This is a genomic window from Modestobacter caceresii (assembly GCF_000761485.1).
Taxonomy (GTDB): domain Bacteria; phylum Actinomycetota; class Actinomycetes; order Mycobacteriales; family Geodermatophilaceae; genus Modestobacter; species Modestobacter caceresii.
In genome coordinates this window covers 1-10851 of record NZ_JPMX01000031.1, presented here as the reverse complement: position 1 = coordinate 10851, position 10851 = coordinate 1, and the positions used below count along the sequence as shown (strand labels likewise).

At 74.2% G+C, this 10851-nt stretch carries 9 protein-coding genes and 1 pseudogene; 3 read left to right on the top strand and 7 right to left on the bottom strand.

Going from position 1 to position 10851, the window contains the following annotated elements:
* Positions 1 to 2: 2 nt before the first annotated feature.
* Together IN07_RS09160 and IN07_RS09155 are read left to right on the top strand one after the other, a co-directional pair.
* A complete protein-coding gene (locus tag IN07_RS09160; protein ID WP_036335364.1) occupies positions 3 to 194 on the top strand; it encodes a cold-shock protein in 192 nt (63 codons plus the stop codon).
* Between the two features lie 93 nt (positions 195 to 287).
* The gene (locus IN07_RS09155; protein ID WP_036335363.1) at positions 288 to 1982 is read left to right on the top strand and encodes a long-chain-fatty-acid--CoA ligase; all 1695 of its coding nucleotides are present in this window, start codon (positions 288 to 290) and stop codon (positions 1980 to 1982) included.
* A 289-nt stretch (positions 1983 to 2271) separates the two neighbouring features.
* Here the strand turns inward: IN07_RS09155 and IN07_RS25145 are convergent, their stop codons facing one another.
* The gene (locus IN07_RS25145; protein ID WP_156119098.1) at positions 2272 to 2469 is read right to left on the bottom strand and encodes a hypothetical protein; all 198 of its coding nucleotides are present in this window, start codon (positions 2467 to 2469) and stop codon (positions 2272 to 2274) included.
* A gap of 339 nt (positions 2470 to 2808) precedes the next feature.
* Between IN07_RS25145 and IN07_RS09150 the strand changes: the two genes are divergently transcribed.
* Positions 2809 to 3240 carry a hypothetical protein gene (locus IN07_RS09150; RefSeq protein ID WP_156119097.1) on the top strand — a complete coding sequence of 144 codons (432 nt, stop codon included), beginning with the start codon at positions 2809 to 2811 and terminating at the stop codon, positions 3238 to 3240.
* Between the two features lie 434 nt (positions 3241 to 3674).
* Here the strand turns inward: IN07_RS09150 and hutH are convergent, their stop codons facing one another.
* The 6 genes and pseudogenes from hutH to IN07_RS25700 all read right to left on the bottom strand — a co-directional run.
* Positions 3675 to 5225: a histidine ammonia-lyase gene (gene hutH / locus IN07_RS09145; RefSeq protein WP_036335361.1), complete on the bottom strand. Its 1551-nt coding sequence runs from the start codon at positions 5223 to 5225 to the stop codon at positions 3675 to 3677.
* A gap of 73 nt (positions 5226 to 5298) precedes the next feature.
* The gene (locus IN07_RS09140) at positions 5299 to 6099 is read right to left on the bottom strand and encodes an IclR family transcriptional regulator (RefSeq protein ID WP_081975292.1); all 801 of its coding nucleotides are present in this window, start codon (positions 6097 to 6099) and stop codon (positions 5299 to 5301) included.
* Between the two features lie 41 nt (positions 6100 to 6140).
* Positions 6141 to 6704, bottom strand: a complete 564-nt coding sequence (locus IN07_RS09135) for a dihydrofolate reductase family protein (protein WP_036335359.1) — start codon at positions 6702 to 6704, stop codon at positions 6141 to 6143.
* 86 nt (positions 6705 to 6790) lie between these two features.
* Positions 6791 to 7192: a nitrite reductase small subunit NirD gene (gene nirD / locus IN07_RS09130; protein WP_036335358.1), complete on the bottom strand. Its 402-nt coding sequence runs from the start codon at positions 7190 to 7192 to the stop codon at positions 6791 to 6793.
* Positions 7189 to 9843: a nitrite reductase large subunit NirB gene (gene nirB, locus IN07_RS09125; RefSeq protein WP_036335357.1), complete on the bottom strand. Its 2655-nt coding sequence runs from the start codon at positions 9841 to 9843 to the stop codon at positions 7189 to 7191. The genes nirD and nirB overlap by 4 nt, the downstream gene beginning before the upstream one ends.
* Positions 9844 to 9993: 150 nt before the next feature.
* Positions 9994 to 10851, bottom strand: a pseudogene (locus IN07_RS25700) (hypothetical protein); the annotation flags it as partial.

Genomic DNA, 10851 nt, shown 5'->3' with positions numbered 1-10851 from the left:
CCGTGCGGTTCTTCAACGCCGAGAAGGGCTTCGGGTTCATCGAGCCCGACGAGGGCGGAGACGACGTGTTCGTGCACTTCTCCGCCATCGCCGACGACGGTGGCTACCGCAGCTTGGACGAGGGGCAGCGGGTCGAGTACACCGCCAGCGCCGGCGACCGCGGCATGCAGGCCGACTCCGTCCAGCCGCTCTGACACCCTCCCGCTGACCGCCGGGCACCCGCGGCGGTCAGCGGGACGGACGGCCCGCCGCCGACCCTGGGTGCGCCGTCGCGAACGAGGGAACAGATGGTCACCGAGCGAGACCGCAGGACGCCGGAGGCGCCGGCCTGGACCCGGAGCTACGCCGACGGGGTCCCTGCGGAGGTGGATGTCCCCCGGGAGACCGTCCCCGACCTGCTGACCGCGGCGGCGCAGCGGTTCCCGGACCGGCCGGCGCTGGAGTTCGTCGGCGCGACGACGAGCTACGCCGAGCTGCGGGACGCCGTCGCCCGGGCCGCGACGGTGCTGCGCGACCTGGGGGTGCGGCCCGGTGACCGGGTGGCCCTGGTGCTGCCCAACTGCCCGCAGCACGTGGTCGCGTTCAACGCCGTCCTGCGGCTGGGTGCGATCGTGGTCGAGCACAACCCGCTGTACACCCCCGAGGAGCTCGGCTCTCAGTTCCGCGACCACGGGGCCGCCGTCGCGATCGTCTGGAACGTGGTCGCCCCCGTCGTCCAGGGCCTGGACGCACCGGAGCTGCGCGAGGTGCTCGCGGTCGACCTCAGCCGGGCGCTGCCGCTGGTGAAGCGGCTGGCGCTGCGGCTGCCGGTGCCCAAGGCCCGGGCCACCCGGGCGGCGATGACCAAGCCCGCCCCCGGGACGACGTCCTGGGACGCCGTGGTGGCCGGGGCCACTCCGCTGGAGGAGGCCCACCCGGGCCCGGCCCACGAGGACGTGGCGCTGCTGCAGTACACCGGCGGCACCACCGGCAGCCCCAAGGCCGCCGTCCTCACCCACCGGAACCTGATCGCCAACGTCACCCAGTCCCTCGCCTGGGTGCCCCAGCTGCGGGCGGGCGAGGAGGTCTTCTACGGCGTCCTCCCGCTGTTCCACGCCTACGGCGTGCTGCTGTGCCTGGCTGCAGCGGTGCGGCTGGGTGCGGTGCTGGTGCTGTTCCCGCGCTTCGACGTCGACCAGGTGCTGGCCGCGGCCAAGAAACGGCCGCCGACGTTCTTCCCCGGGGTGCCGCCGATGTACCAGCGGCTGGCCGCTGCGGCCGAGGAGCGCGGCGTGGACCTGTCGGGCGCCCGGGTGGCGATCTCCGGGGCGATGCCGCTGCCGCTGGAGACCGCGCAGCTGTGGGAGCGGGTGACCGGCGGGCTGGTCGTGGAGGGCTACGGGATGACCGAGGCCTCGCCCATCGTGATCGGCAACCCGGTGGGGCCGACCCGCCGGACCGGCACCGTCGGGCTGCCGTTCCCGTCGACCCGGATGCGGGTGGTCGACCCGGAGGACCCGACCGTCGACCGGGCGCCGGGGGAGCGCGGCGAGCTGCTGGTGCAGGGGCCCCAGGTGTTCTCCGGCTACTGGAACCGGCCGGAGGAGACCGCTGCCGTCCTGCTGCCCGGCGGCTGGCTGCGCACCGGCGACGTGGTCGAGGTCGACGACGACGGGTTCGTCCGGATCGTCGACCGGATCAAGGAACTGATCATCACCGGCGGCTTCAACGTCTACCCCTCCGAGGTCGAGGACGTGCTGAAGGCGGTCGACGGCATCACCGACGCCGCCGTCGTCGGCCTGCCCGGCAAGAACGGCGAGGACGTCGTCGCCGCGGTCGTGCTGGAGCGGGAACTCGACCTGGACGCCGTTCGGGAGTCCATCCGTGGGTCGCTGGCCGCCTACAAGGTGCCGCGGCGGATCGTGGCGGTCGACGACCTGCCCCGCTCGCAGATCGGCAAGGTCCTGCGCCGCGAGGTCCGCGACCAACTGCTCGCCGACTAGCGGGACTGCTCGGGCCGGCTGCTCCCCGAGTGGTTCGGTGGGCTTCCCGAAACCGCCCTCCGAGCGAGTCGGTGCTGGTGTCCCTGAGCGGCCCATTCAGGGACACGCCCCGTGGAGCCGCCGGACGTTCCCGCGGAAACGCGGTCAAGGTGAGCGGCTTGACCACGTTCCCGCGGGAACGTCTCGCCTCCGGCGACGAGCGTCCTTGAGCGGCCCACTCTGGGACACCGCTCCTCCACGTCAAGGGAGCCGACCGTAAGGCGAGTGCCTCAACTCCCGACCGGCGGGATCAGTCTCGGCGGCTTGCCCGGTCACGACTTGAGCGCAAGGCCAAGAACACGCCGGCCGCGCCCAGCAGCGTGGCGACGAAGCCGAGGCCGACCGCGAGTCCGAGCAGCTGGCCGGCAACCGTTCCGAGGACGGCGCCTAGCGCGCTAAACAGCAGCAAGAGCACCCGAAAGCGCCGGCCGCGGACCTCCGGTGACATGCGAGCACGGTAGCTTGCCGTCTCGGTTCCGGACGGCAGCGGTGGGCTGCCGGACTTACGAGGAGGCGGTCGAACACCCGGCCGCCTTCGGCCGATGTCTTGCTTGCAGTCCTGGAGGCCGCCTCTGGGCGGTCAGCGTCCCTGTCCCATAGCGGCCCACAATGGGACACCCTCGCAACGGAGCGACCGCCGGATCGTGTGTGCGTCGGAGGCCGCCCTCTGTTCCACGTACCTGCTGTCTCCCGGACCCTCGAGGAGCAGGGACACCGTTCTCCCGTAGTTCTGCAGTGCGACGAAGCGGCCCATCTTGTTCCAGCGTCTCCGGGCAGGATGCAGGACATGAGCGTGAGCACCTGCGCCGTCCTGCGCTGTCAGAATGACGCCGCCGAGGTCTGGCACGTGAGCCGTCCGGAGCCCCGCGACTACCGGGTGTGCGCCCGCCATCGGCAGGCGATTCGCGACGGCGCTCTCTGGGCCAGGGACACCAGCGACGACGCGGTCCTGCTTCTGGAGGGCGACGCCGACTTCACCATGCCGAACGTTCTACGCGGCTACCGGATCGGCGGCGGCGCCCTGGCAGAGGTGGTTGAGGGCGAACGCGAGTACGTCCTCCGCTTGGAGCTGACCCATGGGCACCTGGGTGTCCCCCAGGACCGCGAGCTGACGCTGTACCTACCGCTGACCGTCGCAGGGCCGTTCGCTGCGGCACTTCAGCGGTTCGTCGACTCGTGGCCGGCGCCACCCGATGGTGAGGGTCCGTCCGGAGACTGATCGGGCCCACTCCGTTCCACCAAGCCCGCGCGCGCCGCTCTGAGCGGCCCGCTCAGGGACATCGCCTGACGGCACCTCTAGGGCAACGGTTGGTCGGCCTGTCGTGTGCGCTCTCGCCGGGCGTAGAAGATCCGAACAAGCCAAACCGATGACGTCAGAAGCAGAAGGCCGGAGATGAACAGCTTCCATCCATCGTGATCGCCGAGCGCCCGGACTAGAGCGACCATGGAGACGCACCAGACGACTGTCCAGAACACCAGGTCGAACGTCCCGAGAGGACGCAGCCAGGAACTGGACATCTTCCCGACAGTAGGGCACCAAGATCCCAAGGCGCATCTCAGTAGGTGTCCCTGAAGCCGCCTTCAGGGCGCACTCGCCGGAGCGGCGCCAAGTCATCGAAGCCTGCTCACGTCACCTCACCGATGGGCTCCGGCTCAGCGAAGGGACAGCCCGGTGGCGGTGAGCACGTCGCCGTTGGCGACGAGCTGGACGGCGGCCTCGATCTCCGGGGCCAGGTGCCGGTCGGGGCCGGGGCCCGGCACCCCGGCGGCCCGGACGGCGTCCCGGGCCGCGCCGGTGGCCGCCGCCGGCTGCAGCGGGGCGCGCAGGTCCAGCGCCCGGGCCGCCGTGAGCACCTCGATGGCCAGCACCCGGGTCAGCCCGTCCAGCGCCCGGCGCAGCTTGCGGGCGGCAGCCCAGCCCATGGACACGTGGTCCTCCTGCATCGCCGAGGAGGGGATCGAGTCGACGCTGGCCGGCACCGCGAGCCGCTTGAGCTCGCTGACGATCCCCGCGGCGGTGTACTGGGCGATCATGTGGCCGGAGTCGACACCCGCGTCATGGGCGAGGAACGGCGGGAGCCCGTGGCTGCGGGATGCGTCCAGGAACCGGTCGGTGCGGCGCTCGCTCATGCTGGCCACGTCGGCGACCGCGATCGCCAGGAAGTCCAGCACGTAGCCGACCGGGGCGCCGTGGAAGTTGCCGTTGGACTCCACCCGCCCGTCGACCGTCACCACCGGGTTGTCGATCGCCGCGGCCAGCTCCCACTCGGCCACGGTGGCGGCGTGTGCCGCGGTGTCCCGGGCGGCGCCGTGCACCTGCGGGGCGCAGCGCAGCGAGTAGGCGTCCTGCACCCGGGTGCACTCCGGGCCGCGGTGGCTCGCCATCACCCCGCTGCCGGCCAGCAGCGCCCGCAGGTTGGCCGCCGAGTCCGCCTGCCCGGGGTGCGGGCGAAGCCCCTGCAGGTCGGCGGCGAACACCGCGTCGCTGCCCAGCAGCGCCTCCACGCTCATCGCCGCGGCGACGTCGGCGGTGCTCAGCAGCCGGCGCAGGTCGGCCAGCGCGAGCAGCAGCATGCCGAGCATCCCGTCGGTGCCGTTGACCAGCGCCAGGCCCTCCTTCTCCGCCAGCTGCACCGGGGTGAGCCCGGCGTCAGCGAGCGCCTCGGCGGCAGGGCGCAGCTCCCCGGCGGCGCCCCGGACTGTGCCCTCGCCCATCAGCGCCAGCGCGATCGACGACAGCGGCGCCAGGTCACCGGAGCAGCCCAGGGAGCCGTACTCGTGCACCGTCGGGGTGATCCCGGCGTCCAGCATCGCCGCGTAACCACGGGCGGTCTCGGGCCGGACGCCGGTGCGCCCGGTCGCCAGCGTCGACAGCCGCAGCAACATCAGTGCGCGCACCACCTCGCGCTCCACCTCCGGGCCGGAGCCGGCGGCGTGCGAGCGGATCAGGCTGCGCTGCAGCTGGGCCCGCTGGGCGACCGGGATGTGCCGGGTGGCCAGCGCGCCGAACCCGGTGGAGACGCCGTAGTGCGGGCGGTCGTCGTCGGCCAGCCGCTCGACGACCTCGCGGGTGGCGGCGATCCCGGCCAGCGCCTCCTCGGACAGCCGCACGCCGTAGCCGTCCCGGGCCACCCGGACGACGTCCTCCGGGGTGACCGGTTCGCTGCCGACGACGACCTGCTGGGTGTCCACCGCTGTGCTCATGGCTCCATCTGACCTGGCCCGCGGCAGCGGATCCAGGTTCGCGAGCCGGGTGCTGTCCGGTATCCCAGACGTTTCAGTCGGGGCGGCGACCGTTGATCCGGCGGGTCAGCTCGGCGGCCGCTCGGGCCACCCGCTGCGCGAGCTCGGTCCGCCCGGGGGCGTCGACGTCCTCGGTGGGGAAGGTGACCGCGACCGCCGCCGCCGGCCGGCCGGCGTGGTCGTGCACCGCCGCGGCGACCGAGGCGAACCCTGGCGTGACCTCGCCGTCCTCGTCGGCGTCCCCGGCCCGGCGCACCTCGCCCAGCAGCCGGCGCAGCTCCGAGAGCCGGCGGGGACCCAGGTCGTGCCGGTCGACGAACGCGGTCGCATCGGGGAACAGTGCTCGCACCTGGGCCGGCGGCAGACCGGACAGCAGCGCCCGGCCACTGGCGGTCAGCTGGGCCGGCAGCCGGACGCCGACGTCGGTCACCAGCGGCGGCCGGCCCGGCGCCCGCTGCTCGACGACGTAGAGCACCTCCCGGCCGTGCAGCACCGCCAGGTGCGCGGAGTGGCCGACCGCGTCGACCAGCCGGGCCAGCACCGGGCGGGCCAGCCGGGCCAGCGGCTCCTGGCGGGAGTAGGCGCTGCCGATCTCGAAGGCGCTCACCCCCAACCCGTACCGGCGTTCCTCGGGCAGGTGGACGACGAAGCCGGCGTCGACCAGTTCGGCGAGCAGGTGGTACGTCGTCGACCGCGGCAGCCCGAGGTCGCGGGCGAGGGCGGCGGCGGGGACGGCACCGGGGGAGCGGGCCAGCGCCTGGAGCAGCGCCAGCGCCTGCCGGGCGGCGGGCACCCCGCCCCGCGGCGTCCGGGGTGAGGGGACCGGCTCCGGCACCGGGGGAGCCTACGGCGCGATCGACCCCGCGCTGCCCGCGGTCAGCGGGGCCGTTCGTGCCGCAGCAGGACGACGCCGTTGCCGAAGGTGCGGGTCTCGACCAGGCGCAGGTCCGTGGGCTTCTCGCCAGGACCGAAGAGCAGGCGCCCGGCCCCCAGCAGGACCGGGTTCACGTAGAGCCGGTACTCGTCGATGAGGTCGTGCCGCCGGAAGGCCGCGCCCAGGCGCGCCCCGCCCAGCACCATGTCGCCCCCGGGCTGCGCCTGCAGTGCCCGCACCTCGTCGGGCACGACCTCGCGCACCAGGGTGGCGTTCGGACCCGGGGCGGCGAGGCTGCTCGAGTAGACCACCTTGGGCATCCCTCGCCAGATGCCAGCGAACTCCGCCTCGGTGGGCGAGCTGTCGGGGTCCTGGTCCGCCGCCGGCCAGTACTGCTCCATCAGCTCGTAGGTCACCCGGCCGAAGAGGAAGGCGCTCATCGTGGCCAGCTGCCGGTTGAAGTGGTCGTGCAGCTCCTCGTCGACGAGGTGCCAGCTGATGTCGCCGTCCGGGCCCTCGAAGTACCCGTCGAGCGACACCGCCATCTGGGCCACGACTCTGCGCATGCTGTTCTCCGTCCCGATCGCCTGGTCCTGCCGGAGACGAGACCGTCGTGCAACGCCGGACTCATCGGTCCCGGGCGGACCGCGGCTCAGCCGCCCGCCTGCACCTCGGCCGCGCCGATCTCCACCCAGTCGTCGCGCAGCCGCACCGGGTGGACCGGCAGCCGCAGCGCCGGGTCGTCCGGTGCGTCCAGGCAGACCCCGGTGCGCAGGTCGAACACCTGCTTGTACATGGGGGAGGCGACGGTCGGTGCCTCGCCGCGGGTGCCCACGATGCCCCGGGCGATCACGTGCGCCCCGCTCACCGGGTCGCGGTGGCCCACGGCGTGCAGTGCGCCGTCGAAGAGCCGGAACACCGCGACCTGCTGGTCGCCGACCAGCGCGGCCACCCCGCGCTCGGGCTGCAGGTCGGCGTACCGGCAGACGGCCGTCCAGCCGGTCGGGGCCGTGGGCTCGGGGTGCTGGGTCTCGGGGGGCAGGGTCGCGGTCATCGGGAGAACACCTCCAGTCGGGGACCGGCCACCAGGACGGCGCCGGGCCGGGCTGCCTCGTCGGCCGTCCGTTCCGCCGCGGTGCTCGGCCGGGGCTGCCCCCGTTCCACGACGTAGGACAGCGACGGGTCGGGGGAGTCGGGGGCGTTGACGAAGGAGGCGAACCGGCGCAGCTTCTCCGGGTCCTCCAGGGTGGCGCGCCACTCGTCGGTGTAGCCCTCGACGTGGTCGGCCATCGCCGCGTCCAGGTCGGCGGCGATGCCCAGGCTGTCGTCGAGGACGACGGCGCGCACGTGGTCCAGCCCGCCCTCGATCTCCTCCAGCCACGGCGCGGTGCGCTGCAGCCGGTCGGCGGTGCGCACGTAGTAGACGAGGAAGCGGTCGATGGTGCGCACCAGCGTCTCGGTGCCCAGGTCCTCGGCCAGCAGCTTCGCGTGCCGCGGGGTGAAGCCGCCGTTGCCGCCGACGTAGAGGTTCCAGCCGTTGTCGGTGGCGATGACCCCGACGTCCTTGCCGCGCGCCTCGGCGCACTCCCGCGCGCAGCCGGAGACCCCGAGCTTGATCTTGTGTGGGGAGCGCAGCCCGCGATAGCGGAGCTCCAGGGCGATCGCCAGGGCGACCGAGTCCTGCACGCCGTACCGGCACCAGGTCGAGCCCACGCAGGACTTCACCGTGCGCAGCGACTTGCCGTACGCGTGCCCGGACTCGAAGCCGGCCGCGACCAGCCGCTCCCAGATCGCCGGCAACAGCTCCATCCGGGCGCCGAAGAGGTCGATCCGCTGACCGCCGGTGATCTTGGTGTAGAGCCCGAAGTCGCGGGCCACCTCACCGATCGCGATCAGCCCCTCCGGCGTCACCTCGCCGCCGGGGATCCGCGGCACCACCGAGTAGGTGCCGTCCTTCTGGATGTTGGCCATCACGTGGTCGTTGGTGTCCTGCAGCGTGGCCCGCTCGCCGTCGAGCACGTGCCCGGAGTCCAGGCTGGCCAGGATGGAGGCGACGACCGGCTTGCAGATGTCGCAGCCCCGGCCGCGGCCGTGCCGGTCGACCAGCTCGCTGAAGCTGGTGATCCCGGTGACCCGGACGACGTCGAACAGCTGCGCCCGGCTGACGTCGAAGTGCTCGCACAGCGCCGAGCTGACGGTGACCCCGGCGGCCGCCAGCTCGGTGGTCACCAGCTTCTTCACCAGCGGCAGGCAGGAGCCGCAACTCGTGCCGGCCTTGGTGCAGGCCTTGACCGCGCCCAGGTCGGTGCAGCCGTCGCAGCGGACGGCGTCCCGGATCGCCCCGGCGCTGACGTTGTTGCACGAGCAGACGGCAGCGTCGTCGGGCAGCTCGGCCGACGCCGGCCCGCCCTCGGCGCCCTCCGGCAGCAGCCACGCGGCCGGGTCGCCGCCCAGCTCGCGGCCGACCAGCGGCCGCAGCCCGGCGTACGCGCCGGCGTCGCCGACCAGGATGCCGCCGAGCAGGGTGCGCGCGTCGTCGGAGAGCACCAGCTTCTTGTAGACCCCGGCCACCGGGTCGCCGTAGACGACCGACAGCGCGCCAGGGGAGGTGCCGAACGCGTCGCCGAAGCTGGCGACGTCGACCCCCAGCAGCTTCAGCTTGGTGGACAGGTCCGCACCCGGGAACTCCGCCGCCCCGCCGAGCAGCTGGTCGGCGACGATCTCGGCCATCGTGTACCCGGGCGCGACCAGCCCGTAGGTACGGCCCTCGACCGCGGCGACCTCGCCGATCGCCCAGACGGCCGGGTCCTCGGTGCGGCAGGTCGGGTCGACCGCCACCCCGCCGCGCGGGCCGACCGGGAGCTCGCACGCCCGGGCCAGCTCGTCGCGGGGCCGCACGCCGGCGGCGAACACCACGACGTCGACGTCCAGGTGGGTCAGCCCCGCCGCGGACCCCTCGGCGGCGTGCATCCGGGCGACCCGGCCGTCCCGGCCCGCGGTGAGCTTGGCCGTCGCGGTGCCGGCGTGCACCTGCACGCCGAGCGCGCCGACCAGCCGCTGCAGCGCCTCGCCGCCGCCCTCGTCGACCTGCAGCGGCATCAGCCGGGGGGCGAACTCGACGACGTGGGTCTGCACGCCCAGGGCAGTCAGCGCGCCGGCGGCCTCCAGCCCGAGCAGCCCACCGCCGACGACGGCGCCGGTGACGGGGCGAGGGCTGCCGTCCTCCTGCCGTCGGGTATCGACCTCGGTCACGTACTGGCGGAGCGCGGCGACGTCGTCGATCGTGCGGTAGACGAAGCAGCCGGGGAGGTCCTTGCCCTCGACCGGGGGGACGAACGGCGCCGAGCCGGTGGCCAGCACAAGCGCGTCGTAGCGGTGCTCCCGGCCACCCGCCGTCCGCACCAGCCGGGCCCGCCGGTCGACCTCGGTCACCTGCTCACCGCGACGCAGCTGCACGCCGGGGGTGTCCCAGAGGGCCGGGTCGCCGAGCGCCAGGTCCTGCGGGTCCCGGCCGGAGAAGTAGGAGGTGAGGGCCACCCGGTCGTAGGGCGCACGCGGCTCCTCGGCCAGCACGGTCACCTGCCAGCCGCCGTCGGCGACCCCACCCCGGTCGACGAGCGCCTCGACCAGCCGGTGGGCGACCATCCCGCCGCCCACGACGACGAGCTGGCGGGGTCCGGCGGTGCTCGGGGCGGGGGTGCTCATGCGCAGGGTGCTCCTTCGACGGCGGCGGTGCTGCGGGACGGCGGCCCCTTGCCGAGCGAAGTTATGGACGCGGTGTTTCCGTCGGCGTCGCGCCGCGTTACGGAGCGGCAAGGTCGAGCGCACAGTGCCGCCGGCGCCGGCGTGAGCCGTTCAGCCCTGGGCACCGGAGCCGAAGTCGCCGAACGGCTCGCCGGTCATCGGGGCCACCGGTGCCTGCCTGAGGAGCTGCCCAGCGGCGTCCAGGGTGCGCACGGTCTGGGCGCCGTCGGGGAGGGGGACGACGTTGCCGCCCCCGGTCAGCGGCAGCCGGGCGATCACCCGGTCGGTGGCGCCCAGCACCTCCACGGCGGTCGCGTCCGGTGGTGCGGTGACGACCAGCCAGCTGCCGTCGCCGGACTGACCGAGCCCCGGCAGGTCGACCGTGCACGTCCGGGCCACGGTCAGGGACGACACCGGGGTGCTGCCGGCCGGCGTCACGGTGCCGCAGGCGAGGGCCCCGCCGCCGCCCCCGGCCCAGGTGGTGACCACCAGCGCACCGCCGGGGCTGCGGCCGACGACGACGGCGACGGTGCCCGGCCCCCGGCTCAGCGGCAGGGTGCCCGACCACAGCAGCTCCGGCTGCAGCCCGGCCGGCTCGACCCCCAGCGGCACGGCCAGCCCGACCAGCGCGGCCGCGACCACCCGCGCGTCGGGCTCCTGGGTCACCGGGCGGATCGGCTCCAGCACCGGGAGGGGGGTGGTGCGGCCGGGCCGGTCGCCGGGCCAGTCGACGGCCGACCGGTGCAGCAGCCGGCCCTCCCGGGTGACCCGGACGCTCAGCGCCGGGCCGTCCTCGGTGGTGGTGGCCGGGACGACGGCCACGCCCTCGACCGCCTCCACCGGCGCGTACCTGCGGCCGACCGTGCCCCGCGGCCCGACCAGCAGCCGCTCGGAGACCTCGATCGTGTCGCCGCGCCCGGCGACCACGACCAGCGACCCCGGACCCGGCCCGCCCAGCAGCAGGGTGAC

What these genes read in the sequence shown, in the direction of transcription:
- IN07_RS09155 (WP_036335363.1), top strand. Translation starts at nt 288, where the DNA reads ATGGTCACCGAGCGAGACCGCAGGACGCCGGAGGCGCCGGCCTGGACC.
- IN07_RS25145 (WP_156119098.1), bottom strand. Translation starts at nt 2,469, where the DNA reads ATGTCACCGGAGGTCCGCGGCCGGCGCTTTCGGGTGCTCTTGCTGCTG.
- IN07_RS09150 (WP_156119097.1), top strand. Translation starts at nt 2,809, where the DNA reads ATGAGCGTGAGCACCTGCGCCGTCCTGCGCTGTCAGAATGACGCCGCC.
- hutH (WP_036335361.1), bottom strand. Translation starts at nt 5,225, where the DNA reads ATGAGCACAGCGGTGGACACCCAGCAGGTCGTCGTCGGCAGCGAACCG.
- IN07_RS09135 (WP_036335359.1), bottom strand. Translation starts at nt 6,704, where the DNA reads ATGCGCAGAGTCGTGGCCCAGATGGCGGTGTCGCTCGACGGGTACTTC.
- nirD (WP_036335358.1), bottom strand. Translation starts at nt 7,192, where the DNA reads ATGACCGCGACCCTGCCCCCCGAGACCCAGCACCCCGAGCCCACGGCC.
- nirB (WP_036335357.1), bottom strand. Translation starts at nt 9,843, where the DNA reads ATGAGCACCCCCGCCCCGAGCACCGCCGGACCCCGCCAGCTCGTCGTC.